Below are 24,511 nucleotides of genomic sequence, written 5' to 3'. Positions count from 1 at the left end.
GCGCCGCCGGGCACGGCGTGCGGGCGGGGGACGGGGGGCGGAAGCGGGCGGGGACGGGGCTGGGGGTGTCTGGGGCGTGGCACCGCGTTGCCGGGGAACGGCGGCCGGGCGGGCCGGGTAGGGCCCGGCAGGGGCGGACGGGGCCGTGCCGGGGTGGCCCGTGGTGAGGGAGGGGTCGTGCCGGCCGGAAAACCGACGAGGGCCGAGCGTACGACTCAACTTCCTTGTCCGGAAGGGGTGCAGGTCTCTTTGGCGGAGCCCTGTCAGTACCGCACGGCCCGTTCGGGCGTGTCAACGGCGGACGGCACCGGCCGGCGGGTGCGCACCGCGCGTGCCGGGGCGGGCAACGGCGGGTGCGGGCGGACACCCGGCGGCCGGGTCGCGCCGGGGCACGGAGGGGGCCCTGATCCGGCTGACGGCCCGTTCCCCGGATTGGGCTACCCTTGAGGGTCACCCCTCCCGTGCCGACTCGCGGCACCGAATCACGTCGTAAGGGTTCCTAGTACATGACTGTCGAATCGGTCTTCCCACGCCTGGAGGCCCTCCTCCCGCACGTCCAGAAGCCGATCCAGTACGTCGGCGGCGAGCTGAACTCGACCGTCAAGGACTGGGACGCCTGCGACGTCCGTTGGGCACTGATGTACCCCGACGCCTACGAGGTCGGCCTGCCCAACCAGGGCGTCATGATCCTCTACGAGGTGCTGAACGAGCGTGAGGGCGTGCTCGCCGAGCGCACCTACAGCGTCTGGCCGGACCTCGAGGCGCTGATGCGCGAGCACGGCGTCCCGCAGTTCACGGTGGACGCCCACCGCCCGGTGAAGGCTTTCGACGTCTTCGGGCTGTCGTTCTCCACCGAGCTCGGCTACACCAACATGCTGACCGCGCTCGACCTGGCCGGCATCCCGCTGGAGGCCCGCGACCGCACCGACGAGGACCCGATCGTCCTGGCCGGCGGCCACGCGGCCTTCAACCCGGAACCGATCGCGGACTTCATCGACTGCGCCGTGGTCGGCGACGGCGAGCAGGCCGTGCTCGACATCACCGAGATCATCCGGGCCTGGAAGGCCGAGGGCCGCCCGGGCGGCCGGGACGAGCTGCTGCTGCGCCTGGCCCGTACCGGCGGGGTCTACGTCCCCAAGTTCTACGACGTGGAGTACCTGGCCGACGGCCGGATCGGCCGCGTCGTGCCGAACGCCCCGGGCGTGCCGTGGCGGGTGTCCAAGCACACCGTGATGGACCTGGACGAGTGGCCGTACCCGAAGCAGCCGCTGGTCCCGCTCGCGGAGACGGTGCACGAGCGGATGTCCGTGGAGATCTTCCGCGGCTGCACCCGCGGCTGCCGCTTCTGCCAGGCCGGCATGATCACGCGCCCCGTGCGGGAGCGAAGCATCACCGGCATCGGCGAGATGGTGGAGCGCGGGCTGAAGGCGACCGGCTTCGAGGAGGTCGGCCTGCTGTCGCTGTCCAGCGCCGACCACACCGAGATCGGCGACATCGCCAAGGGCCTGGCGGACCGCTACACCGAGGACAAGATCGGCCTGTCGCTGCCGTCCACCCGCGTCGACGCCTTCAACATCGACCTCGCCAACGAGCTGTCCCGCAACGGACGCCGCTCGGGCCTCACCTTCGCCCCCGAGGGCGGCAGCGAGCGCATGCGCAAGGTGATCAACAAGATGGTGTCGGAGGAGGACCTGATCCGCACCGTCGCCACCGCGTACGGCAACGGCTGGCGCCAGGTGAAGCTGTACTTCATGTGCGGCCTGCCCACCGAGACCGACGAGGACGTGCTCCAGATCGGCGAGATGGCGAAGAACGTCATCCAGAAGGGCCGCGAGGTCACCGGCCAGAACGACATCCGCTGCACCGTCTCCATCGGCGGGTTCGTGCCCAAGCCGCACACCCCGTTCCAGTGGGCCCCGCAGCTGTCCGCCGAGGCCACCGACGCCCGCCTGGCCAAGCTGCGCGACTCGATCCGCGGCGACCGCAAGTACGGCAAGAACATCGGCTACCGCTACCACGACGGCAAGCCGGGCATCGTCGAGGGCCTGCTCTCCCGCGGCGACCGCCGGGTCGGCGCGATCATCCGCGAGGTCTACGAGGACGGCGGCCGCTTCGACGGCTGGCGCGAGTACTTCTCGTACGACCGCTGGATGGCCTGCGCCGACAAGGCCCTGGCCGGCACCGGCGTCGACGTCGACTGGTACACCACCCGCGAGCGCTCCTACGAGGAGGTGCTGCCCTGGGACCACCTGGACAGCGGCCTCGACAAGGACTGGCTCTGGGAGGACTGGCAGGACGCCCTGGAGGAGGTCGAGGTCGACGACTGCCGCTGGACGCCGTGCTTCGACTGCGGGGTGTGTCCGCAGCTCGGCCTCGACATCCAGATCGGCCCGACCGGCAAGAAGCTGCTCCCGCTGACGGTCGTCAACAAGTAGAAACTGACAAGACCAATCCCCGGCCGATCTCTTTCGGTCGGGGGTTGATCATTTCTGGATGTATGTCAATCCAGTATTTGGGTAGATGAAGTGCGGGAGTGAGTATAAAATATATCGCTATCGCTGGATTGGGGAATGGAGGTGTATGGTATGGCCAAAACGATGATCGACATCGATGAAGAGGCCCTGTCGTTGGCGGCTGAGGTGCTTGGCACGACCACCAAGAAGGACACGGTCAACGCGGCCCTCGCTGAGGTCGGCATGCGTGAGCGTCGTCGGCGTGCCCGGGAGCGGATGCGAGCGCTGGCGGACGAGGGTGTGTTCGACAAGGCGCTGGAGCCGGGGTTCAAGGAAGAGGCATGGAGCTGAATGAGCGGTGCTGAGCAGTTCCTCATCGACACCTCCGCGCATGTCCGGATCGTTCGGCCGAAGGCCGAGGAGATCTGGGGCGAGGTGATCGACCAGGGGCGGATCGGGATGTGCGAGCCGACCGAGGCGGAGCTGCTCTACTCCTCGCAGTCGAAACGGCACTACACGGAGCTCAAGGACGCCCTGGCGGACATGTACGTATGGCGCCCTGTGCCGAGCGGTGCGTGGCGTCGACTTCTGGAGATCCAGCAGCAGTTGGTGAACGTGGGCCAGCATCGGTCGGCGGGGATCGCCGATCTGATGGTCGCCGTCACGGCGATGCACCACGGGCTGACCGTGCTCCACTACGACCGGGACTTCGAGGTCATCGCCAAGCACACCGACCTGCGGGCCAGATGGCTGGCCGAGCCGGGGTCGCTGGACTGAGAACGGGCTCTGACCAGGGGCGGAGCGAGGCGGGCGGCGGGGCGCGTACCCTTTGAGGTGACAGAGTCCGGACAGTGGCGGGAAGACGCCACGCCGGACGGGGACAACTGACTAAGGACTGAGCGACCCTGGCACGCCGTACGCCCGACGGTCCGCCGCCCGCGCCGACGGTGCAGCGGATTCGTCTCCGCTACACCAAGCGCGGCCGGCTCCGTTTCACCAGCCACCGCGACTTCCAGCGCGCCTTCGAGCGCGCCCTGCGCCGGTCCGCCGTTCCGATGGCCTACTCGGCCGGCTTCACCCCGCACCCGAAGGTGTCCTACGCCAACGCGGCCCCCACCGGGGTGGCGAGCGAGGCGGAGTACCTGGAGATCGGCCTGGCCGCCGTGCGCGACCCCGAGCAGCTGCGGGCGCAGCTGGACGAGTCGCTGCCGGCCGGCCTGGACGTGATCGACGCGGTCGAGGTGCGCACGCCGAACTTCGTGGAGCGCCTGGAGGCCTCCGAGTGGCTGGTCCGGCTGGACGGCGTCGAGCCCGACGTGGCCGCCGACGCGGTCGCGCGGTTCCTCGCCGCCGAGCGGGTCGAGGTCGAGCGCCGCACCAAGAACGGCCTGCGGGTCTTCGACGCGCGGGGCGCGGTGGCGGCGCTGGAATCCGTCTCGACGCAGGTCGAGGCCGGTGCGGACGGCGGGGCCGGAACCGACCACGATGTTCGGACCGGCCGTCCCTGTGCGATACTGCGCCTGGTAGTACGACACGCCACACCCGCCGTACGACCCGACGACGTATTGTCCGGTCTCCGTGCGACGGCCGACCTGGCGCCGCCGGTCCCCGCAGAGGTGACCAGGCTGGCGCAGGGGCCGCTCGACGAGGAGGCCGGCACGGTGACCGACCCGCTGGCGCTCGACCGCGCCGCGGCCCCGGCCGGCTCGGAGCCTGCCGCAGGGCCGCACGCTACCGCGTCCGCCTAGCGGGGGGAGGCCGGGTCCAGTGACTCACTGGGCCCGACGGTCCTCCAGGGTTCCCGCGGCTCCCCAGGGGAGCGAGCGTCGTCGCAGCGCAGGCCTGCCACCCGGGGCCTGCCGACCAGGAAGGTCGGCCGGCCCGGGACCCCGTCCGGGAGCCACCCGGGGTTGGGGGACGGCGCAGCTTGGGAAAACCTCAGAAGACTGGTCAGACCAGAAGACTTTCGACACCCCGCCGAGTGCGGGGCGCCGAGCGAGACTACGAGCCCCTGTGCGGCCTCGCGTCCGCGCGGCGGCACCGTCAAAGGGTCCGGTCCGGGCATCGTCAGCGATGCCGGCCGCCCAGCGGTGCCGCGCCGTGCCCGGATGCGGAGCCCGGGGGCCTGACGGGAGATCCACCCGCATGCTCGATAACACCGATCCGCAGCAGACTGCGGCCACGGAACAGAACGAATCCGCCGCGACCGGTGGTGAGGGCGCGTCCGCCGCGCCGCCGCGCCGCCGTCGCCGTGCGGTGTCCCGCCCGGCGGGCACCCCGCAGGGCGCGGCCGCCGAGGCGGCCGAGACGGTCCTGCCGGCCGAGACGCCGGCGGCCGAGGCCGCTGCGGCTCCGGCCGTGGAGCCGGCGGCCGAGCCGGTCGCCGAGAAGCCGGTCCGGGCCCGTCGGACCCGCAAGCGCGCCGAGGCCCCGGCCGGGGCGCCGGAGGCCACCGCGATCGTGGTGACCGCGCCGGACGCCGCCGCCGAACCGGCCGCGCCGGCCGCCGCGAAGGCCCCGGCGAAGGCCAGGGCCGCGAAGGTCGACAAGGCCGGGACGGCCGACATGACCGGGACGGCGGAGACGTCGGAGCCGGCCGAGAAGCCCGCCCGGGCGCGCCGTACCCGCAAGCGTGCCGAGGCGCCCGCCGGCGCCCCCGCCGTCGAGGCGGAGGCCGCTGGCGCTCCGGCCGCCGAGGCGCCGGCTGCCGAGGCCGCCCCCGCTCCCGTCGCCGAGCCGGTGGCCGAGGAGGCTCCCGCCGCTCCGGCCCGTCGCCCCCGCCGCCGTCGTGTGGTCGAGGCCGCGCCGGTCGTCGAGGCGCCGGTCGAGGAGCCCGCCGTCGCCGAGGAGCCCGAGGAGGAGGCCGCCGAGGCCGTCGCCGAGGCCGTCGCCGAGGCCCCCGCCGCCGCGCCCGCCCCTGCCGCCGCCGCTCCGGCCCCGGCTGCCGCGCCGGCCGAGGCCGAGCCGCCGCACCGGGTGCGCCGTCGCGCCGTCCGTCCGGCCACCGCGGTCTTCCAGGCCCCGGTGTTCCAGGAGCCGGCCCCGTTCGTGGCGCCCGCCGCGCCGCAGCAGCCCGCCGCCGCCCCCGCGCAGGTCGAGGCTCCGGCCGAGGCCGAGGCCAAGGTGGAGGCCGAGCGCGAGGACGAGGACGAGTTCGAGTACAGCGGTGTCGGCCGCCGTCGCCGGGTCCGCACCCGGGTCGAGCCGACCCGTCGCAAGGGCGCCCAGGCGAAGGCGAAGGCGCCCGCGAGGGCCCAGGCCGCCGCGCCGGTCGCCGCGCCCGTCGTCGAGGCTCCCGCGCCCGTCGTCGAGACCCCCGCGGTGGAGGCGCCCGCGCCCGCCGCCGGTCCGGAGACCGAGGGCGAGTGGGAGGAGGACGGCCGTCCGTCGCGCCGTCGCCGCCGGGGCGGCCGCCGCCGCCGCCGTGGCGAGGCCGAGGACTTCGAGGCCGCCGAGGCCGTCGAGACCGAGCAGCCCGCCGAGGAGTCGGCCGAGGCCGTCGCCGAGGAGGAGGGCGAGGAGGACGACGACCTGGCCGCCGGCCTGTCCTCGTCGCGCCGCCGCCGTCGCCGTCGCCGCCGCAGCGGTGAGGCCGGCGCCGTCGAGGCCGCCGAGACCACCGAGGACGGCGTCCGCACGGTGGTGAAGGTGCGCGAGCCGCGCCGCCGCTCCACCGAGCCGTCCTTCGACCCGGACGAGGTGCAGTCCATCAAGGGCTCGACCCGTCTGGAGGCGAAGAAGCAGCGCCGCCGCGAGGGCCGCGAGCTGGGCCGCCGCCGGGTGCCGATCATCACCGAGGCGGAGTTCCTGGCCCGCCGCGAGTCGGTCGAGCGCGTCATGGTGGTGCGCCAGAGCGGCCAGCGCACCCAGATCGGCGTGCTCGAGGACGGCGTGCTGGTCGAGCACTACGTCAACAAGGAGCAGGCCACCTCGTACGTCGGCAACGTCTACCTGGGCAAGGTCCAGAACGTGCTGCCGTCGATGGAGGCCGCCTTCGTCGACATCGGCAAGGGCCGCAACGCGGTGCTGTACGCCGGTGAGGTCAACTTCGGCGCGCTGGGCGGCCACGGCGGCCCGCGCCGGATCGAGTCGGTGCTGAAGTCCGGCCAGTCCGTGCTGGTGCAGGTCTCCAAGGACCCGATCGGCCACAAGGGCGCCCGCCTGACCAGCCAGATCTCGCTGCCCGGCCGCTACCTGGTGTACGTGCCCGAGGGCTCGATGACCGGCATCTCGCGCAAGCTCCCGGAGAACGAGCGCGCCCGGCTGAAGCAGATCCTCAAGAAGATCGTCCCGGACGACGCGGGCGTGATCGTGCGCACCGCCGCCGAGGGTGCCTCCGAGGAGGAGCTGACCCGCGACGTCCAGCGCCTCCAGCAGCAGTGGGAGGACATCCAGAAGAAGGCCGCGACCGGCAACGCCCCGGCGCTGCTGTACGGCGAGCCGGACATGACCGTCCGGGTCGTCCGCGACATCTTCAACGAGGACTTCAGCAAGGTCATCGTCTCCGGCGACGAGGCGTGGAAGACCATCCACGAGTACGTCTCCAACGTGGCCCCGGACCTCGCCGAGCGGCTCCAGCGGTGGACCTCCGAGGTGGACGTGTTCGCCACCTACCGGATCGACGAGCAGCTGATGAAGGCGCTGGACCGCAAGGTCTGGCTGCCCAGCGGCGGTTCGCTGGTGATCGACCGCACCGAGGCGATGGTCGTCATCGACGTCAACACCGGGAAGTTCGTCGGCCAGGGCGGCAACCTGGAGGAGACGGTCACCCGGAACAACATCGAGGCGGCCGAGGAGATCGTGCGCCAGCTGCGGCTGCGCGACCTCGGCGGCATCATCGTGATCGACTTCATCGACATGGTGCTGGAGTCCAACCGCGACCTGGTGCTGCGCCGTCTGCTGGAGTGCCTGGGCCGGGACCGGACCAAGCACCAGGTGGCCGAGGTCACCTCGCTGGGCCTGGTCCAGATGACCCGCAAGCGGGTCGGCCAGGGCCTGCTGGAGTCCTTCTCCGAGCCGTGCGTGCACTGCAACGGCCGCGGCGTGATCGTCCACATGGAGCAGCCGAGCGCCCACGTCCACGCCCCGGTGGCGGCGGGCGAGGCCGGTTCGGGCGGCAAGCGCCGTCGCCGGGGCAAGGGCGGCGCGGGCCACGAGGAGCCGCAGGCCGTGGAGGCCGCGGTGGCCGCCGAGGCCGGGCCGCTGACCGTGGAGGACGTCGCCGAACTGGCGGAGCCGGTGCGCGAGGAGATCGAGGGCCAGCTGGCCCTGGAGGTCCCGGGCGCCGAGGCCCCGGCCGAGGCCGCCGCGGAGGCCGTGCCGGCCCCCGTCGTGGAGGCTCCCGTGGCGGAGGCCCCGGCCGCCGCTCCGGCGGGCCGTCCGCGCCGCCGGGCGGTGCGCAAGGCGACCGCTCCGGCCGGTTCCCCGGACACCGCCGAGATCGTGGTGCTCCAGGCCAAGGCCGAGGCGGCGCTGGAGGCGGCCCTGGAGGCCGCCGCCCCGGCGGTCGCGGAAGCCGCCGCCGAGGCCGTCGTCGAGGCGCCGGGCGAGCCGGTCGCGGCCGCGGAGGCCGCGGTCGCCGCCGAGTCCCCGGAGACCGCTGAGGTCGCCGAGGCCGCTGCGGCCACCGAGGATGCCGCCGAGGCCGCCGAGGCTCCGGCCGAGGAGGCGCCGGCGCCGAAGAAGCGGGCCGCCCGCAAGACCGCCGCGAAGAAGACGGCCGCCAAGAAGACCACCACGGCGGCCAAGAAGACCACCGCCCGCAAGACCGCCACCAAGCGGACGAGCGCGGCGGCCAAGAAGGCCGCGGCCGCCGAGGGTGATACGGCGTCCGAGTAGTGCCCACGCCCGGGGCGGGAGCGATCCCGCCCCGGGCCGTACGGGCCGGTTTGCCCCCCGGGCGGCCGGTCCGTATTCTTGACCATCGGCGTGTCTACGCCATTGCTCCCGAGCACATCACCTTCCCGAGGTCGCCGCGTCCGCGCGGGGGGCCGGGGAGAGGCTCCTGTGTCCGTACCCAGGTGGCTGGCGTCGGGGGTTCCGACCGAGCAAGGAAAGCAGGTACCGCATGTACGCGATCGTTCGCGCAGGCGGCCGCCAGCACAAGGTCGCCGTGGGCGACGTGCTGGAGATCGACCGCATCGAGGCCAAGCCGGGTGACTCGGTCGAGCTCTCGACCATCCTGGTCGTCGACGGTGACGCCGTCACCTCCGACCCGTGGGTCCTGGCCGGCGTGAAGGCTCACGCCGAGGTGGTCGACCAGACCAAGGGTGACAAGATCGTCATCCTGCGTTACAAGAACAAGACCGGCTACCGCCGTCGTCAGGGTCACCGTCAGCAGCACACCGCGGTGCGCATCACGAGCATCGACTCGGTCAGCAAGTAAGGGGATAGCGAAAAATGGCACACAAGAAGGGCGCAAGCTCTACTCGTAACGGCCGTGACTCGAACGCCCAGCGCCTCGGCGTGAAGCGCTTCGGTGGCCAGGTCGTCTCCGCCGGCGAGATCCTCGTCCGCCAGCGCGGCACCCACTTCCACCCGGGTGCCGGTGTCGGTCGCGGTGGCGACGACACCCTGTTCGCGCTGACCGCCGGTGCGGTGCAGTTCGGCAACCGTCGCGGCCGCAAGGTCGTCAACATCGTGGCCGTCGAGGCCTGAGTCCCCGCGGACTCCCGAGTCTGAACGGACCCGCCGGGTCCGGACGGACTCACCGGGTCTGAGAAGACCCACAGTGAAGGGTGGGCCGGAATTCTCCGGTCCACCCTTCGCGCTTTACGCAGGTAGCAAGCAGACTCTCGCGCACTGGAGGCACACCCATGACCACCTTCGTGGACCGCGTCGAACTTCACGTCGCCGCGGGTAGCGGGGGCCACGGCTGCGCCTCCGTGCACCGCGAGAAGTTCAAGCCGCTCGGCGGCCCGGACGGCGGCAACGGCGGTGAGGGCGGCAGCGTCATCCTCACCGTGGACTCGCAGGTCACCACCCTGCTCGAGTACCACCACTCGCCCAAGCGCAAGGCCACCAACGGCAAGCCGGGCGCGGGCGGCAACCGCACCGGTGCGGACGGCGAGGACCTCGTCCTGCTGGTGCCGGACGGCACCGTGGTGCTGGACCGCCAGGGCAACGTGCTGGCCGACCTGGTCGGGCACGGCACCAGCTTCGTCGCCGCCCAGGGCGGCCGCGGCGGCCTCGGCAACGCCGCGCTGGCCTCGGCCCGCCGCAAGGCGCCCGGCTTCGCGCTGCTCGGCGAGCCCGGCGAGGCCCGAGACATCGTGATGGAGCTCAAGTCCGTCGCCGACGTGGCCCTGGTGGGCTACCCGAGCGCCGGCAAGTCCTCGCTGATCTCGGTGCTCTCCGCCGCCAAGCCGAAGATCGCGGACTACCCGTTCACCACCCTGATCCCCAACCTCGGGGTGGTCACCGCGGGCGACACCGTCTACACCGTCGCCGACGTGCCCGGTCTGATCCCGGGCGCCAGCCAGGGCCGCGGTCTGGGCCTGGAGTTCCTGCGGCACGTCGAGCGCTGTTCGGTGCTGGTGCACGTGCTGGACTGCGCCACCCTGGAGCCCGGCCGCGACCCGCTGACCGACCTGGAGACCATCGAGGCCGAACTCGCCGAGTACGGCGGCCTGGACGACCGCCCGCGCCTGGTCGCGCTCAACAAGGTGGACGTCCCGGACGGCCAGGACATCGCCGACCTGACCCGCGCCTCCCTGGAGGAGCGCGGCTACCGGGTGTTCGAGGTCTCCGCCGCCTCCCGCAAGGGCCTGCGCGAGCTGAGCTTCGCGATGGCCGGGATCGTCGCCGAGGCGCGCGCCGCCAAGCCGGTCGAGGAGTCGACCCGGATCGTGCTGCGCCCCAAGGCCGTCGACGACGCCGGCTTCACCATCACCGAGGAGGACGGCGCCTACCGCATCCGCGGCGTCAAGCCGGAGCGCTGGGTCCGCCAGACCGACTTCAGCAACGACGAGGCCGTCGGCTACCTCGCGGACCGGCTGGCCCGCCTCGGCGTCGAGGACAAGCTGTGGAAGGTCGGGGCGCACGAGGGCGACACCGTCATCATCGGCCCGGACGAGAACGCCGTCGTCTTCGACTGGGAGCCGACCATGGCCGCCGGCGCCGAGATGCTCGGCCGCCGCGGTGAGGACCACCGCTTCGAGTCCCCCCGCCCGGCGGTCGACCGCCGCCGCGAGAAGCAGAAGGGCCGGGACGCGGCCGAGGCCGAGTTCCTCGCCTTCGAGGCGCTCTCCAGCGGCCGCCAGGCCGCCATCGAGGGCGACGACGACGAGGACCACTGAGCCTGCCGAGCTCCGCACGCCGAACGGCCCCCGCCACCTGTCGAGGTGGCGGGGGCCGTTCGGCGTGCTGCGCGTCGACGCGGCGTCACTTGGTCCAGGAGGCCTGGAGCTTCAGCGGGTCGGCCAGGTCGGTGTAGCCGACCGCGGCCGGGGTGTTCCCGGCGATGGAGATGATGGTGCAGCCCTTGGTCTCGGCACCCTTGGTCACGCCCTGGACCTTCGCGCTGGTGCACTTGGGCAGCGGGTTGGCGGCGGACATGACGTTGAGCCCCTTCTTGCCGGAGCTGTCGAAGAGGACGAACTTCGAGTCCGGGGCGGTGAAGGAGAGGCTGGCGTCCCCGACGTTCTTGATGGTGTAGCTGACGTACACCGGGGTGCGGCCGTCCAGGCCGACGGTGTTGACCTTGGCGGCGGTGAGCTCCTGGATCGAGCCGACCTCGACGCCGGTGACGGTGATCTCCAGCTTGGTGGCGACCTTGGCGGTCTTGTCGGCGAAGTCCACGGTGGCGCTCTGGCCGATCTTCACGCTGGTGGCGGCCGCCGGGACGGCCCCCGCCCCGGCTCCGGCCCCGCCGCCCGCGGCCCCGGCCGTGCCGGCACCGCCCGCGGCGCCGCCGGGCGTCGCACCGCCGCTCGCCGCGCCCGACGGCGCCGCGGTGGAACCGCCGGCCGCGCCGCCCGCGGCCGCACCCCCGGCGGTGGCCCCCGGGGTCGCTCCGGTCTGGGCCGGGGCCGCGCCGGTGGCGCCGCCGGTACCGGCCGGGGTGTCCGCGTTCTCCGGCCCGCAGGCGGCGAGCGACAGGGCGGTGGCCGCCGCGAGCGCGGCGACGGTCAGCTTGGTGGTGTACGAACGCATGATGCGCTTTTCTCCTGGGCGCGCGGCCGCGGCCGTTGCCGGCCTTTGCCCAGTGCGGCGCCGCCCGTCGTGACAGGAAGGGTCGATGACGACATGGGTCCAGCGGGCAAGAAGCCGTCCCCCGATCTGGCTTGCGGTCAGGGACCATACCAGTCATCCGGATTGCCGGACGGGCTGTGGCGAGGCCGTGACCGGCCCGGGTCCAGCCGGTGAAACACCCTGCGGGCGACCTGCGCGGATCGCGTAGATTTCGGGGGTGACGGCCGGGCCCGGGCCCCGTCGCACCCGCACCACACCGGAAGGGCGTACAGCGAGATGAGCGAGGACTCCCTGCGCGAGGAGGTGCTGACCGCGCGGCGGATCGTCGTCAAGGTCGGCTCCTCCTCCCTGACCACGGCGGCCGGCGGCCTGGACGCCGACCGCGTCGACGCCCTGGTGGACGCGCTCGCCAAGCTGCGCGCCCGCCCCGAGGCACCGGAGGTCGTGCTCGTCTCCTCCGGCGCCATCGCCGCCGGGCTCGCCCCACTCGGCCTGGACCGGCGGCCCAAGGACCTGGCCCGCCAGCAGGCCGCCGCCAGCGTCGGCCAGGGCCTGCTGGTCGCCCGCTACACCGCCTCCTTCGCCCGGTACGGCATCCGGGTCGGCCAGGTGCTGCTCACCGCCGAGGACGCCAGCCGGCGCGCCCACTACCGCAACGCCTACCGCACCCTGGACCAGCTGCTGGCGATGGGCGCGATGCCGATCGTCAACGAGAACGACACCGTCGCCACCGCCGAAATCAAGTTCGGTGACAACGACCGGCTCGCCGCCCTGGTCGCCCACCTGGTCCGCGCCGACCTGCTGGTGCTGCTCTCCGACGTGGACGGCCTGTACGACGGCGACCCGTCCCGCCCCGGCACCAGCCGGATCGCCGAGGTGCGCGGACCGCAGGACCTCGACGGCATCGAGATCGGCAGCGCCGGCAAGGCCGGGGTCGGCACCGGCGGCATGGTCACCAAGGTCGAGGCGGCCCGGATCGCCACCGGCGCGGGCATCCCGGTGGTGCTCACCGCCGCCAGCCAGGCCGCCGACGCGCTGGCCGGCCGGCCCACCGGCACCCTCTTCCTGCGCACCGGCAGCCGGACCTCCGACCGGATGCTCTGGCTGGCCCACGCGAGCAGCCCGCGCGGGACGCTGCACCTGGACGAGGGCGCCGTCCGGGCGGTCGTCTCCGGCGGCGCCTCGCTGCTGCCCGCCGGGGTCACCAGGGTCGACGGGGAGTTCGCCGCGGGTGATCCGGTGGACCTTCTTGCCGAAAACGGCCACATCGTGGCGCGCGGACTGGTCAACTTTGATGCGAGGGAGTTGCCCCGCCTGCTCGGCCGGTCCACCCGCGACCTGGCCCAGGAGTTCGGCGCCGCGTACGAGCGCGAGGTCGTCCACCGCGACGACCTGGTCGTTCTGCGCGGCTGACCGGCCCGGCGGGCCGGCACCGGCCGCCCGGCCGATCGGCGCAGCGCGGACGGCGGGCCGCTCCGTACCGGGAGCGGCCCGGCCACGGGCGAGGAGGGGCGCAGCCGTACCCGTCGGCAGGGCGCCGACGGGGCCGGTGGGGACGACACGACATCGCCGAACAGGAGGCCGCCGGTGGAACGCAGGCGCGAGGCAGCGCTGACCGCAGGGACGGCGGGCCGGCGGCTGACCAGCATCGACGGCGGACGCGGGGACGGCCCCGCCGAGCCGGCCGGTCCGCCGTCGCAGAAGCCCGGCGGGGTGCGCAGGCTGCGGCCCGACCGTGACCGGGCGGCCCAGCCGCCGACCGTGCCCGAGCAGGCGCGGCTGTGGCACGTGGTGCTCAGCGTGGCCGGGCAGGTCACCCCGCTGCCGTCGCTGCGGGCCTCGCTGGAGCAGCTGGCGCACGACCACTCGTTCTTCCTGACCGCCCGTTACGCGGCCGACCACGCCGAGATCCGCTACTGGGAGCAGGCCCGCGACCTGCACGACGCGGCGGCCATCGCGCTGCGGCTGTGGGGCGAGCACAAGGTCACCGCGAACCTGCCGCCCTGGGAGATCGTCGGGCTGGAGGTGGTCGACCGGGCGACGTACCGCAAGCGGGTGGCGGAGGGCTTCGGCGATCCACCGCCGCACCCGGGCGGCGTGCACCCGTACTGAGCCGGCCCGACGGGTCGGGCAGCCCCGTCGGGCCGGACGCTCCGCCGGGACGGGCGGCCCCGTCCGGCCGGACGCTTCGCCGGGACGGGCGGCCCCGTCCGGCCGGATCGTCGCGGTGGCGTCTCACCGGGCGAAATACCGCCCGGGCGGGGCCGGTGAAGTCGCTACCCTTGGCGGCATGACCAGCGACCTCGCCACCGCCGACAGCCCCGTCCTCGCCGTAGCGCGCCGAGCCCGGGAGGCCGCCGCCGTGCTCGCCCCGCTGCCGCGCGCGGCGAAGGACGCCGCGCTGCTGGCGGTCGCGGACGCGCTGGTGGCCCGCGGTGCCGAGATCGTCGCGGCCAACGCCGAGGACGTGGAGCGGGCCCGGGCGGCCGGCACCCCGGAGTCGGTGATCGACCGGCTGACCCTGACCGACGAGCGGATCGCCGCGATCGCCTCCGACGTGCGCGACGTGGCCGGCCTGCCCGACCCGGTCGGCGAGGTGGTGCGCGGCTACACCCTGCCCAACGGCCTGGACGTGCGGCAGGTCCGGGTGCCGCTCGGCGTGGTCGGCATCATCTACGAGGCCCGTCCGAACGTCACCGCCGACGCCGCCGCGCTCTGCCTCAAGTCCGGCAACGCGGTGCTGCTGCGCGGCTCCGCCTCCGCCTACCGCTCCAACACCGCCCTGGTCGCCGTGGTGCGCGACGCCGTCGCCGCGGCCGGGCTGCCCGCCGACGCGGTGCAGCTGGTGCCGGGGGAGAGCCGGGACTCGGTGCGGGAGCTGATGCGCGCCCGCGGCCACGTGGACGTGCTGATCCCGCGCGGCGGCGCCTCGCTGATCCGTACCGTGGTCGAGGGCTCGACCGTCCCGGTGATCGAGACCGGCACCGGCAACTGCCACGTCTACGTGGACGCCGAGACCGACCTGGCGATGGCCGTCGGGATCCTGCTGAACTCCAAGGCGCAGCGGGTCAGCGTCTGCAACGCGGCCGAGACGCTGCTGGTCCACCAGGACGTCGCGGAGGCCTTCCTGCCGCTCGCGCTGGCGGCGCTCGCCGAGGCCGGGGTCACCGTGCACGGCGACGAGGCGGTGCTGAAGGCCGCCGAGGGCGGCCCGGCCACCGTGGTGCCGGCCACCGAGGAGGACTGGGGCGCCGAGTACCTCTCGCTGGACCTGGCCGCCGCCGTGGTGCCCTCGCTGGACGCCGCCGTCGAGCACATCCGCCGCTGGTCCTCCGGCCACACCGAGGCGATCGTCACCACCTCGCAGGCCGCCGCCCGCCGCTTCACCCGGCTGGTGGACTCCACCACGGTGGCCGTCAACGCCTCCACCCGCTTCACCGACGGCGGTGAGTTCGGCTTCGGCGCGGAGATCGGCATCTCCACCCAGAAGCTGCACGCCCGCGGCCCGATGGGCCTGCCCGAGCTGACCAGCACCAAGTACATCGTCACTGGTGACGGGCACGTCCGGGGCGAGGCGACGCAGACCGTGGGCGGCGACGCGGACGCCCGCTGAACGCCGGGTGAGGGGCGCGTGAGGGGCGGCCGTCACACGTGTGACGGACCAACTGCCGGGAGCCACAGACAAATCGTCCGGCCGGTAATACGCTGAATCCGTGGCTGAGGATGTGGGGGGCTCTCCGTACCCCGACGGCGCCGACCACGGTGGTGCGGACGACGAGTTCGCCACCGTGGTCTTCGATGAGGCCTTCGTCCGGTCCGCCGCCGTGCACGAGCCGACCGCCAAGGAACGGCAACTCGCCGCCGCCGAGGCCCGGTTCGAGCCGGACACCGCGGGCCCGGGCTGGGGCTATGACGTTCCGGCGGCCGGGGACGGGCTCCCGCTGGAGCTGCGCCCGTACCCGAGCGGGCTCGACGCGGACCACCTCTACCCCGATCCCTGGTCGGGGCCGGGCCGGGCGGCCGACCGCAGGGTCCGGCGGCGGTGGCGACGCGGCTACGACCCGGTGCGCGCCCACGGCCGCTACGTGGCCCAGCAGCGCTGGCACCGGCCGGTGGCCTGGGTGCTCGCGGTGATCATGGGTGTGAGCCTGGTGGCGGTCGCGGTCGCGGCGGTCTACCAGGGCGTGGGCGGCTCCGCCGGCACGCCCCGGCGCCCCGAGTCCGGCAGCAGCAGCGCCGGGGTCGACCCGGGGCAGGCCCCGGCCGAGCCGCCGCTGGTGGTCACCGCACCCGCCGGCTAGGGCGCTCCGGGGCGCACGCCCGGGGCGGTGGTCACGGAGCGTTCCCGGGAAAGTGCGCCCGGACCCTCGTGGCGGCGCTGGTGTCCGCCTACCCTGGTGGTGTGGGTGACCCGCGAGAACCTCCTGAGGGTACGCCCGAGGGCGGTTCCGGCAACGAGGACGAATTCCGGTCCGTCGTCTTCGACGAATCGTTCGTGCGGGCTGCCCGCATCCAGGAGCTGTCCGCCCGGGAGCGGCTGGCGGGCTCCTTCGGCAAGGCCACCCGGCCGCGGGTGCGGCTCGGCCCGCTGGGCACCGTCCCGCGCCAGGCGCTGATCCTGCTGCTGCTGATCCTGCTCGCCTTCGGGACCGCGGTGTACTTCGGGGTGAGCTCCCCGAAGGGGACCGCGGCACGGCCCGAGGGCAGTCAACTGACCGTCAGTCTGGTCGCGTTGAGCCCGGCTTCGGCCGTCCACCCGGTCGCCGACCCGGCGAACCCGTTCGCCGCCCTGCCGGCCGGGTACGGGGACGGCGCGCTCGGGCTGAACACCCCGACCGGGGCCCCCACCGGGCACTTCAGCCGGGTCGAGGTGACCAAGGCGCTCGACACCGTCCAGCGCTACCTGGTCGCGTCCTCGATGTCCCCGACCGTGCTGGTCCAGGGCGCCACCGCCGACGTACGGGCCTTCGTGACGCCCGGTGAGCTGGCGGAGTTCGACGCGAGCGTGGCGCAGCCCGTGGACGACCGGCACCACGCGGCGACCGGCTGGATGGTGCGCTTCGACCCGGCGAAGGTCGCGCTGGCGTCGAACACCGTGAGGGTGGCCGGCGCGATGCTGATCGACGAGGCGGACGGCGGGACCCTGCGGATCACCACCGACCACACCTTCGTCTACGCGCTGAAGCCGGCCGGGGCCCCGGCCGGAGCGCCGGTCACCCTGGAGACCGTGCGGCGGCAGCTGACCTTCCAGTTCGACCGGGTTGACCTGGCCTCGGCGCAGCTGCGGCTGGTGGACTCGGTGGTGCAGGCCGGGCCGCAGCCCTGCGGCACCTCGATGGCGGGCTTCCTCCAGCCGGTGCTGGCCACCGAGCAGGGCACCGTGGTCGCGCCGCCGGCGCCGGTCGACCCCGCCGACCACGCCCGGCCGGGCTGGCAGGTGTGCGGGGTGCTGGCGGGCGGCTGAGCGCACCCGCCCGGGCGGTGGAACGGCGCGGCGGCCGGTGCCCCGGGCGGGACACCGGCCGCCGTCGCGGTCCCGGTGGGGTCAGCTGCCGTCGCGGTCCGCGGAGCCGCTGCCCGTGGAGCTGCCGCCGGAGGAGCCGTTGCGGCCGGCGCCGCCGGTGAAGGTGTCGCGGAGCTTGCCGCCGACGGTCGCGGCGCCGCCGGCGACGTCCCGGAGCAGGCCCATCAGCGGGTCCTTGCTCTCCTTGACCGAGGTCGTGTAGTGCTCGGCGGCGGCCTTCCACTGCTCGCCGACCGAGGCGTCCGGGTCGTCCGAGCGGCGCGGGTAGGCACCGGCCATGATCGAGCGGTAGTCGTCGCTCTCCGCCCACTTCTTCAGCTGGGCGACCCGGACCACCGCGAAGGGGTGGGTCTGCGGCAGCAGCTGGAGCACCTTGAGCACGCCGTCGCGCAGGTCGCCGGCCTTCTCGTACTCCTCGGCCTGCTCCAGGAAGGCGTCGACGTTCATCTCGGCCAGGTTGTGGCCGCCGGCCAGCTTCATCAGGGCCCGCATGGACGCCTGGAGGTCCTGCCCGGCGAGCAGGCCGGCCCGGTCGCTGGACAGCTCCGCCTTGCGGAACCACTCCTTGAGCGCGGTGATGATCGCGGTGATCGCCAGGTTGCCGAGCGGCACCCAGGCGATCCGGGCGGCGATGTTGGTGAGGATCATCAGCATCGTCCGGTAGACGGCGTGGCCGGACATCGCGTGGCCGACCTCGTGGCCGATCACGGAGCGCAGCTCCTCCTCGTCGAGCAGCTCGACCAGGCCGCTGGTGACCACGATGATCGGGGTGTCGATGCCGATGCAGTACGCGTTGACCGCCGGGTCCTGGGAGACGTACAGGTCGGGGACCTTCTCCAGGTCGAGCACGTAGGCGGCGTCGCGCACCATCTCGTGCAGCTCCGGGAACTGGCGCTCGGAGGTCTTCACGGCGGTGGCCAGGAACATCAGCCGGATCGCCCGCTCGGACACCAGGCCGGCCAGCTTCTTCAGGATGTCGTCGAAGCCGGTCAGCTTGCGCAGCGCCACCAGGGCCGAGCGGTCCGCCGGGTGCTCCCAGGCCCGGGTGGAGATCCCGGGGAAGCGCTCGCGGCGGCGGCTCGGGCTCTTCGCGGTCGTGTCGGTCATGGTCTGAGTACCTCCTGGTCGACGGCGGCCGCGGCCCGCTGGCCCGCCCCCCGTTGGTCTTCGCCTGCAACGACTGTCTTTGCAACGCGCGTGGTTGCGTACTCGTCCCCGGGGTCAGCGTACGCGCGGTCCGCCGTGCGGGCGGTGGGCGGCGGGCGGCGGGCGGCGGCGGGTGGTGCCGGTGGGGCGGCGGGCGGTGCGGGTGGCCCCGACGGGCGGGCCGTCGGGGCCGGTGGGTGGCGCCGGTGTGAGGCCGGTCTAACCTGAGGACTGGACGACCGAGACCGGACCCGGCCGCGGTACCGAGCAGTTCGAGGAGCCCCCGCAGATGTCCACCGACACCCTTGTCAGCCTGGCCGCGCCCATCTCCGAGGAGGCCGGCCCGGGCCTGTTCCTGCGGATCATCGTGGTCGCGTCCTTCGTGGGGATCGGGCTGCTGGTCTGGCTCATGGCCCGCGCGTTCAAGAACAACTAGGACCGGCCCCTCCGCGGCCGTCCCCGGCCCGGTCCCGGTGCTCCGGCCGGCTCGCGCTCACGCCCGGTCAGCGGCGGTGGGCCGCCGAGCGGTTGCCGTGTGACCCCCCGTACGATGACGGGTGGGCCCTCACCGGCCCGGAACAAACCCCCAGGTCCGTTCACCGAGCCGAGAAGGTCCCGCCGACCATGAGCACTGCTGCCGCACTCCCCGTTCTGAACCTTCTCGCCGAGGGCGAGGGGGGCAACCACGACAGCCTGAACCCGGCCCTGACCGGTGGCGCCGCGCTGGTCATCCTGCTGGTCCTGCTCTACATCACCACCCGCTTCAACCGGGACCGCTGAACCTGCTCCTGGGGCCGCTCGGGGAGCGTCCGGCCACCGGGCCGGCCGCTCCCTCACGCATGGGGTGAGAACCCTCACCCGGCCGTTCCCGCACCGTAACGGGCGTCGCGTAAGGTGTGGCGGCATGGGAGAGCAGGCCGGGAATCCCGGCGGACCGGAACCGGTGAAGAAGCGCCTCGGCGTGATGGGCGGCACCTTCGACCCGATCCACCACGGCCACCTCGTCGCCGCCAGTGAGGTCGCGAGCGCGTTCCACCTGGACGAAGTGATCTTCGTGCCGACCGGGCAGCCGTGGCAGAAGAGCGACCGGCACGTCACCCCGGCCGAGGACCGCTACCTGATGACGGTCATCGCCACCGCCGAGAACCCGCAGTTCTCGGTCAGCCGGATCGACATCGACCGCGAGGGCCCGACGTACACCGTCGACACCCTGCGCGACCTGCACGCGCTGCACCCGGACGCCGACCTGTTCTTCATCACCGGCGCCGACGCGCTCGCCCAGATCCTGTCCTGGCGCGACTCCGACGAACTCTTCTCGCTGGCCCACTTCATCGGATGCACCCGCCCGGGGCACACTCTGTCGGACGCCGGGCTCCCGGTGGGCGGGGTCTCCCTGGTGGAGGTCCCGGCGCTGGCCATCTCCTCCACGGACTGCCGCAACCGGGTCGCCAAGGGCGAGCCGGTCTGGTACCTCGTCCCGGACGGCGTGGTCCGCTACATCGACAAGCGGGCGCTGTACGCGCCGCGCGGGGACTGATCCAGGAGCGGTGCATGACTGATCGCAACGACGGCCGGCGGCCGGAGGACTGGTCCACCGGGCAGTACCAGCAGCCGTACCAGGGCTACGAGCAACAGCCGCAGCAGCAGCAATCGCAGCCGCAGCCGCAGTCGTACGAGCAGCAGCCGTACGAGCAGCAGTACGACCAGTACGGGCAGCCGGTGTACGGGCAGGACCCGTACGGCTACCAGCAGCAGGGCTACCAGGGGTACGACGGGTACCAGCAGGGTGGCCAGGGCGGCCAGGCCGGGCAGTTCCAGCAGCCGCAGTCGTACGAGCAGCAGCCGTACGAGCAGCAGTACGACCAGTACGGGCAGCCGGTGTACGGGCAGGACCCGTACGGCTACCAGCAGCAGGGCTACCAGGGGTACGACGGGTACCAGCAGCAGCCGTACCAGGCCGCCGAACCGGTCGCCGCCGAGCCGCAGGCGCCGGCGTCGTCCCCGGCACCGGCCGCCGCTGCCGGTGCCGCTGCCGCCGCGCCGGCGCGGCCGCGGGTGCCCCGGCCCGCCGCGGAGCCGGCGCCGGCCAAGGCCGAGCCGCCGTCCGAGCAGGTCGCCGGGGCGCGGGCCGGGAAGGCCGGGAGCAAGGCACCCAAGGACAGCTACACCACGGGCGAGTTCACCTTCGTCGACGAGGAGGCGGAGGAGACCGAGGACGTCATCGACTGGCTGAAGTTCGCCGAGTCGCGCAGCGAGGTGCGCGCCGAGCGCCGCCGCAAGCTGCGCAACCGGCTGATCGGCCTCGGTGTGGTGGTGGCGCTCGCGGCCGGCGGCGTCGGCGGCTACCTCTTCCTGACCGGTGACAAGCCGACCGCGGCCGCCGCCGCCGGCGGGCGCCAGGTCAACGTCGTCCACCTGCGCGACCTCCAGGGCAAGGTGTCCAGCGCGCTGCTGGTCAACGACGCCTCCGGGAAGAAGGGCACGGTGCTGCTGCTGCCCGACAACCTGCGGCTGCCCGGGCCGGGCGACCCGCCGGTCACCACGGTCGGCCAGTCCATGGACGGCATCGGCGCCTCGGCGACCCGGGAGGGCCTGTCCACCGTGCTCGGCGCCCCGGTGGCCGGCACCTGGCGGCTGGACACCCCGTACCTGGAACTGCTGGTCTCCCAGCTCGGCGGCGTCCGGGTGGACACCAACGCCGAGACCCACGAGGGCGGCAGGCCGGACGGCAAGCTGCTGTCCGCGGCCGGGAAGAACACCCTGCTCAGCGGGAAGGCCGCGGTCGCGTACGCCACCCTGCAGAACCCCGGCGAGAACCGGGACGCCCAGCTGGCCCGGTTCGGGCAGGTCATGGACGCGGTGGTGCGCACCATGCCGACCGAGTTCAAGGACGCCAAGGACGACGTGCACCGGATGAACGCGGTGCTCGACCCCTCGCTGCCCGAGGACGCCCTCGCCGGGGTGCTCGTCCAGCTCGCCCAGCAGGCGAAGGACGGCCACTTCGGCACCACCGCGCTGACCGTCAAGCCGGACGGCAGCCTGGACGAGGCGACCGCGGGCAAGCAGGTCAAGGACGTGCTGGGCGGCACCGTGAAGTCCGCGGCCGCCGGGGACGCCCCGGCCCGGGTCGCGGTCCAGGACGCCAGCGGCAGCGACGCCGCGGCGGCCGCCGCGCAGGTCCAGATCGTCAACTCCGGTCTGACCTTCATCCCGGGCGGAGCCAAGGCCGCGCCCCAGCCCACCAGTGAGATCCGCTACACCGACGACGCCCGGCAGGGCGCGGCGAAGTCGCTGGCGACCAGCCTCGGCCTGCCGGACACGGCGGTGAAGAAGGTCACCGGGGACACCCAGAACGCGGACCTGCTGGTCGTGCTGGGCAAGGACTACCAGCCGCCGAAGGCCCAGTAGGGCGGTGGCCCGGGCCCGCGCGGCCCGGGAGCCCCGGAGCGGTGGCCCGGGCGGGCGCGGAAAACGGTTCCGGGCCCGCCCGGGCGGCGTGAGATCCTGGAAGGCGACCCCGGCCGCGCGCCGGGGCGCCCCAAGCCGCCGAGCCGGAAGAACACCGTGACCGTCACCGACCACAGCCAGCAGCTCATCACCGTCGCCGCGCAGGCGGCGGCCGACAAGCTCGCGCACAACATCATCGCCTTCGACGTCAGCGAGGTGCTGTCGATCACCGACGCCTTCCTGATCGCCTCCGCGAACAACGACCGCCAGGTCCGCTCGATCGCCGAGGAGATCGAGGACCAGCTGCGCGAGCAGCTGGACATCAAGCCGGTGCGCCGCGAGGGCGAGCGCGAGGGCCGCTGGATCCTGCTCGACTACCTGGACATCGTCGTGCACGTCCAGCACTCCGAGGAGCGCTCCTTCTACTCGCTGGACCGGCTCTGGAAGGACTGCCCCGAGCTGCCGCTGCCCGAGGACGCCCTGGCCTCGCGCAACCGTCCGGACGCCCACACCGACGAGGCCGGCAACGCCCTCGCCCCCGCCGACGACTTCGGCAAGCCCGAGGACCTGCACTGAGCCGGGGTGCGCGCGGCCCGCGCATCGTCTTCTGGCGGCACGGCCAGACCGCCTGGAACCTCGAATCGCGTTTCCAGGGCACCACGGACATCGAGCTGACCGGCCAGGGTGTCCTGCAGGCCCAGCGGGCGGCCCGGCTGCTCTCCGGCCTCCGTCCCGACCTGCTGATCTCCTCGGACCTCCAGCGCGCCCGGCGCACCGCCGCGGAGCTGGCCGCGGTCACCGGGCTGGACGTGCAGCACCACGAGGGACTGCGGGAGACCTTCGCGGGCTCCTGGCAGGGCCTGACCAACGCCGAGATCCGGGAGCGCTTCCCGGAGGAGTACGAGGCCTGGTCGGCCGGCGAGCCGGTCCGGCGCGGCGGTGGCGGCGAGCTGGCCACCGAGGTCGCCGACCGCTCGGTGCCGGTGGTCCTGGAGGCCGTAGGCAAGCTCCCGGAGAACGGCACGCTGGTGGTGGTCAGCCACGGCGGGACGATCCGCACCATGCTCGGGCGGCTGCTCGACCTGGAACCGCCCCAGTGGGAGCGCTTCGGCGGGCTGTCCAACTGCTGCTGGTCGGTGCTCGGCCTGGGGGCGCGCGGCTGGCGCCTGCTGGAGCACAACGCGGGCACGCTCCCGCAGCCGGTCATCGGCGACGACACCTGAGCGGTCCCGGCGCGGGCGGCACCGGGTGAAGGCTCCCGGGCGGCACCGGGGGATGACTCCGGGGCCGGTCCCGGCGCCGGTCCGGCGGGCCTCCCGGGGCGCTCGAAGGAGCGCTCGGCGGGCGCTCGGCGGGGCCGTCGGCCGGGGCTCGGCGGGGCCGTCGACCGGGGCCGGGGGGAGCGGATTTCGCAGTTCCGGCCCTGACCAGCTAGAGTCTTCCTCGTTCGCAGGGAAGGAACGCGGCCCGGAAGGGAAGCGGGAGATCCGGTGAGTGCGGGGCTATAGCTCAGTTGGTAGAGCGCTTGCATGGCATGCAAGAGGTCTGGGGTTCAATTCCCCATAGCTCCACTCCGCATCGGCGGTCGTGGTCAGCCAGGGTCGCCCGTGTCGCGGGGCTATAGCTCAGTTGGTAGAGCGCTTGCATGGCATGCAAGAGGTCTGGGGTTCAATTCCCCATAGCTCCACAGTGTTTCGGAAGGCCGTCACCCCAGGGTGGCGGCCTTCCGGCGTTCCGGGCCGCGCGCCTCAGGCCTCGCAGACGTGGGACCAGCCGCCGGGCGGCAGCGAGTCGAGCAGCTCGACCCGGGCCCGGTCCTCCGGCGAGGCCGGCACGTACACCACGATGTAGCACTCGGCGACGCCCGGCATCGTCAGATAGGTCGCGTTCAGCCGCAGCACGCCGACCTCGGGGTGGCGGAACACCCGCAGCCAGGTCTCCGGCGGCGCGACCTCCTGGCGCTCCCAGAGCTCCCGGAACAGCTCGCTGCCCGCCGACATCCGCTGCACGTGCTCCTCCCAGGCCGGCTCGCCCACGTGCCTGCCGTACGCGGAGCGCAGCACCGCCACCATCCGCGGCAGGGTCTCCTCCCGGTTCTCGCACGGATTGCAGCACGGCGGGGCGGTCAGCATGCACCAGAGGCTGTTGAACACCACCCCGCGGGACGGGCGCATCCGGTCGGTGCCGAACATCGCGCGGTACGGGCCGTTGAAGCCCAGCACGTCGAACCGGGTGTTGGAGACCGCCGCCGGCAGCGGGGCCAGCGAGTCCAGGATCACCTGGATCGACGGCGACAGCTCCGGCGCGGCCGGCAGCGCCCGCGCCGAGACGGACACCCCGGCCAGCCGGAACAGGTGCCGGCGCTCGGTGCCGTCCAGGCGCAGCGCCCGGGCCACCGCCAGCAGCACCTGCTCGCTCGCGTTGATCGGCCGCCCCTGTTCGAGCCAGGTGTACCAGGTGACCCCGACCCCGGCGAGCTGCGCGACCTCCTCGCGCCGCAGCCCCGGCGTACGGCGGCGCAGCCCCGGCGGCAGCCCGACGTCCTCGGGGGTGACCCGCGCCCGGCAGGCCTTCAGGAAGCGGGCCAGCTCGGTGCGGCGGCGGTCGCGCCCGCCGGTCGCGGTGGGCAGTTCCTCCAGGACGGTCATGGCCCCATCGTGCCGCAGCCCGGCCCACCGATACAGGTGCTGCCAGTACCAGGATCGGCAGGCTCTAACCACCAGTACCGGCGCGGCCCGAGGCTGGCTGC

22 protein-coding genes and 2 tRNA genes are annotated in these 24,511 nt (G+C 73.6%); 21 read left to right on the top strand and 3 right to left on the bottom strand.

Going from position 1 to position 24,511, the window contains the following annotated elements:
* Positions 1–506 precede the first annotated feature (506 nt).
* From ACZ5GH_RS12200 to obgE, 8 genes are all read left to right on the top strand, one after another.
* Positions 507–2,435, top strand: coding sequence for a TIGR03960 family B12-binding radical SAM protein (locus ACZ5GH_RS12200; protein ID WP_387748216.1), 1,929 nt, complete (start codon positions 507–509; stop codon positions 2,433–2,435).
* Positions 2,436–2,585: 150 nt separating this feature from the next.
* Positions 2,586–2,804 (top strand): type II toxin-antitoxin system VapB family antitoxin, encoded by a 219-nt coding sequence (locus ACZ5GH_RS12195; protein WP_387748218.1) that lies wholly within the window; start codon positions 2,586–2,588, stop codon positions 2,802–2,804.
* The gene (locus ACZ5GH_RS12190) at positions 2,805–3,230 is read left to right on the top strand and encodes a PIN domain nuclease (RefSeq protein WP_387748220.1); all 426 of its coding nucleotides are present in this window, start codon (positions 2,805–2,807) and stop codon (positions 3,228–3,230) included.
* A gap of 170 nt (positions 3,231–3,400) precedes the next feature.
* The gene (locus ACZ5GH_RS12185) at positions 3,401–4,201 is read left to right on the top strand and encodes a TIGR03936 family radical SAM-associated protein (protein ID WP_387748222.1); all 801 of its coding nucleotides are present in this window, start codon (positions 3,401–3,403) and stop codon (positions 4,199–4,201) included.
* A gap of 397 nt (positions 4,202–4,598) precedes the next feature.
* The gene (locus tag ACZ5GH_RS12180) at positions 4,599–8,291 is read left to right on the top strand and encodes an Rne/Rng family ribonuclease (RefSeq protein ID WP_464334252.1); all 3,693 of its coding nucleotides are present in this window, start codon (positions 4,599–4,601) and stop codon (positions 8,289–8,291) included.
* Positions 8,292–8,520: 229 nt separating this feature from the next.
* Positions 8,521–8,838, top strand: a complete 318-nt coding sequence (gene rplU / locus ACZ5GH_RS12175) for a 50S ribosomal protein L21 (RefSeq protein ID WP_045696828.1) — start codon at positions 8,521–8,523, stop codon at positions 8,836–8,838.
* A gap of 14 nt (positions 8,839–8,852) precedes the next feature.
* Positions 8,853–9,110 (top strand): 50S ribosomal protein L27, encoded by a 258-nt coding sequence (rpmA, locus tag ACZ5GH_RS12170; protein ID WP_030058248.1) that lies wholly within the window; start codon positions 8,853–8,855, stop codon positions 9,108–9,110.
* 158 nt (positions 9,111–9,268) lie between these two features.
* The gene (obgE, locus tag ACZ5GH_RS12165) at positions 9,269–10,750 is read left to right on the top strand and encodes a GTPase ObgE (protein ID WP_464334251.1); all 1,482 of its coding nucleotides are present in this window, start codon (positions 9,269–9,271) and stop codon (positions 10,748–10,750) included.
* 85 nt (positions 10,751–10,835) lie between these two features.
* On the opposite strand, the gene ACZ5GH_RS12160 is transcribed toward obgE, so the two are convergent.
* A complete protein-coding gene (locus ACZ5GH_RS12160; protein ID WP_464334250.1) occupies positions 10,836–11,606 on the bottom strand; it encodes a hypothetical protein in 771 nt (256 codons plus the stop codon).
* A 315-nt stretch (positions 11,607–11,921) separates the two neighbouring features.
* Here ACZ5GH_RS12160 and proB point away from each other — a divergent pair, with 315 nt between their 5' ends.
* The 5 genes from proB (at position 11,922) to ACZ5GH_RS12135 (ending at position 17,109) form a co-directional block, all read left to right on the top strand.
* Entirely contained in the window at positions 11,922–13,058 is a 1,137-nt protein-coding gene (gene proB, locus ACZ5GH_RS12155) for a glutamate 5-kinase (protein ID WP_387748230.1), read from the top strand.
* A gap of 174 nt (positions 13,059–13,232) precedes the next feature.
* Positions 13,233–13,757, top strand: a complete 525-nt coding sequence (locus tag ACZ5GH_RS12150; RefSeq protein WP_387748232.1) for a hypothetical protein — start codon at positions 13,233–13,235, stop codon at positions 13,755–13,757.
* 178 nt (positions 13,758–13,935) lie between these two features.
* Positions 13,936–15,258 carry a glutamate-5-semialdehyde dehydrogenase gene (locus ACZ5GH_RS12145; protein WP_387748234.1) on the top strand — a complete coding sequence of 441 codons (1,323 nt, stop codon included), beginning with the start codon at positions 13,936–13,938 and terminating at the stop codon, positions 15,256–15,258.
* Positions 15,259–15,358: 100 nt separating this feature from the next.
* Positions 15,359–15,946: an SCO2584 family spore wall biosynthesis protein gene (locus ACZ5GH_RS12140; protein WP_387748236.1), complete on the top strand. Its 588-nt coding sequence runs from the start codon at positions 15,359–15,361 to the stop codon at positions 15,944–15,946.
* Between the two features lie 101 nt (positions 15,947–16,047).
* On the top strand, positions 16,048–17,109 hold the full coding sequence (locus tag ACZ5GH_RS12135) for an SCO2583 family membrane protein (RefSeq protein ID WP_464334249.1): 1,062 nt from the start codon (positions 16,048–16,050) through the stop codon (positions 17,107–17,109).
* Positions 17,110–17,190: 81 nt separating this feature from the next.
* Here the strand turns inward: ACZ5GH_RS12135 and ACZ5GH_RS12130 are convergent, their stop codons facing one another.
* Positions 17,191–18,276: a M48 family metallopeptidase gene (locus ACZ5GH_RS12130; protein WP_464334248.1), complete on the bottom strand. Its 1,086-nt coding sequence runs from the start codon at positions 18,274–18,276 to the stop codon at positions 17,191–17,193.
* Between the two features lie 328 nt (positions 18,277–18,604).
* Between ACZ5GH_RS12130 and ACZ5GH_RS12125 the strand changes: the two genes are divergently transcribed.
* The 8 genes from ACZ5GH_RS12125 (at position 18,605) to ACZ5GH_RS12090 (ending at position 23,449) form a co-directional block, all read left to right on the top strand.
* The gene (locus ACZ5GH_RS12125) at positions 18,605–18,751 is read left to right on the top strand and encodes a hypothetical protein (RefSeq protein ID WP_387748242.1); all 147 of its coding nucleotides are present in this window, start codon (positions 18,605–18,607) and stop codon (positions 18,749–18,751) included.
* Between the two features lie 188 nt (positions 18,752–18,939).
* Positions 18,940–19,095, top strand: coding sequence for a hypothetical protein (locus ACZ5GH_RS12120; RefSeq protein WP_387748244.1), 156 nt, complete (start codon positions 18,940–18,942; stop codon positions 19,093–19,095).
* A 124-nt stretch (positions 19,096–19,219) separates the two neighbouring features.
* Complete coding sequence (gene nadD, locus ACZ5GH_RS12115) at positions 19,220–19,852, top strand: nicotinate-nucleotide adenylyltransferase (protein WP_049658574.1); 633 nt, start codon at positions 19,220–19,222, stop codon at positions 19,850–19,852.
* A 14-nt stretch (positions 19,853–19,866) separates the two neighbouring features.
* Positions 19,867–21,723, top strand: coding sequence for an LCP family protein (locus tag ACZ5GH_RS12110; protein ID WP_464334247.1), 1,857 nt, complete (start codon positions 19,867–19,869; stop codon positions 21,721–21,723).
* A gap of 156 nt (positions 21,724–21,879) precedes the next feature.
* Positions 21,880–22,338 carry a ribosome silencing factor gene (gene rsfS, locus ACZ5GH_RS12105; RefSeq protein ID WP_387748248.1) on the top strand — a complete coding sequence of 153 codons (459 nt, stop codon included), beginning with the start codon at positions 21,880–21,882 and terminating at the stop codon, positions 22,336–22,338.
* Positions 22,335–22,985, top strand: a complete 651-nt coding sequence (locus ACZ5GH_RS12100) for a histidine phosphatase family protein (protein WP_387749248.1) — start codon at positions 22,335–22,337, stop codon at positions 22,983–22,985. The genes rsfS and ACZ5GH_RS12100 overlap by 4 nt, the downstream gene beginning before the upstream one ends.
* 275 nt (positions 22,986–23,260) lie before the next feature.
* Positions 23,261–23,333, top strand: a tRNA-Ala gene (locus tag ACZ5GH_RS12095).
* Between the two features lie 43 nt (positions 23,334–23,376).
* A tRNA-Ala gene (locus ACZ5GH_RS12090) sits at positions 23,377–23,449 on the top strand.
* 61 nt (positions 23,450–23,510) lie between these two features.
* On the opposite strand, the gene ACZ5GH_RS12085 is transcribed toward ACZ5GH_RS12090, so the two are convergent.
* On the bottom strand, positions 23,511–24,410 hold the full coding sequence (locus ACZ5GH_RS12085; protein ID WP_464334246.1) for a helix-turn-helix transcriptional regulator: 900 nt from the start codon (positions 24,408–24,410) through the stop codon (positions 23,511–23,513).
* Positions 24,411–24,511: the final 101 nt, after the last annotated feature.

It is taken from the genome of Kitasatospora sp. Xyl93, from assembly GCF_055383135.1.
The sequence above is the reverse complement of the archived record's forward strand: the minus strand, read 5'-3'. Positions and strand labels throughout refer to the sequence as shown.

Bases quoted from the DNA above. Each gene is read 5' to 3' on its own strand.
- ACZ5GH_RS12200 (WP_387748216.1), top strand. From the start codon at position 507: ATGACTGTCGAATCGGTCTTCCCACGCCTGGAGGCCCTCCTCCCGCAC.
- ACZ5GH_RS12195 (WP_387748218.1), top strand. From the start codon at position 2,586: ATGGCCAAAACGATGATCGACATCGATGAAGAGGCCCTGTCGTTGGCG.
- ACZ5GH_RS12190 (WP_387748220.1), top strand. From the start codon at position 2,805: ATGAGCGGTGCTGAGCAGTTCCTCATCGACACCTCCGCGCATGTCCGG.
- ACZ5GH_RS12180 (WP_464334252.1), top strand. From the start codon at position 4,599: ATGCTCGATAACACCGATCCGCAGCAGACTGCGGCCACGGAACAGAAC.
- rplU (WP_045696828.1), top strand. From the start codon at position 8,521: ATGTACGCGATCGTTCGCGCAGGCGGCCGCCAGCACAAGGTCGCCGTG.
- rpmA (WP_030058248.1), top strand. From the start codon at position 8,853: ATGGCACACAAGAAGGGCGCAAGCTCTACTCGTAACGGCCGTGACTCG.
- obgE (WP_464334251.1), top strand. From the start codon at position 9,269: ATGACCACCTTCGTGGACCGCGTCGAACTTCACGTCGCCGCGGGTAGC.
- ACZ5GH_RS12160 (WP_464334250.1), bottom strand. From the start codon at position 11,606: ATGCGTTCGTACACCACCAAGCTGACCGTCGCCGCGCTCGCGGCGGCC.
- proB (WP_387748230.1), top strand. From the start codon at position 11,922: ATGAGCGAGGACTCCCTGCGCGAGGAGGTGCTGACCGCGCGGCGGATC.
- ACZ5GH_RS12145 (WP_387748234.1), top strand. From the start codon at position 13,936: ATGACCAGCGACCTCGCCACCGCCGACAGCCCCGTCCTCGCCGTAGCG.
- ACZ5GH_RS12130 (WP_464334248.1), bottom strand. From the start codon at position 18,276: ATGACCGACACGACCGCGAAGAGCCCGAGCCGCCGCCGCGAGCGCTTC.
- ACZ5GH_RS12125 (WP_387748242.1), top strand. From the start codon at position 18,605: ATGTCCACCGACACCCTTGTCAGCCTGGCCGCGCCCATCTCCGAGGAG.
- ACZ5GH_RS12120 (WP_387748244.1), top strand. From the start codon at position 18,940: ATGAGCACTGCTGCCGCACTCCCCGTTCTGAACCTTCTCGCCGAGGGC.
- nadD (WP_049658574.1), top strand. From the start codon at position 19,220: ATGGGAGAGCAGGCCGGGAATCCCGGCGGACCGGAACCGGTGAAGAAG.
- ACZ5GH_RS12110 (WP_464334247.1), top strand. From the start codon at position 19,867: ATGACTGATCGCAACGACGGCCGGCGGCCGGAGGACTGGTCCACCGGG.
- ACZ5GH_RS12085 (WP_464334246.1), bottom strand. From the start codon at position 24,410: ATGACCGTCCTGGAGGAACTGCCCACCGCGACCGGCGGGCGCGACCGC.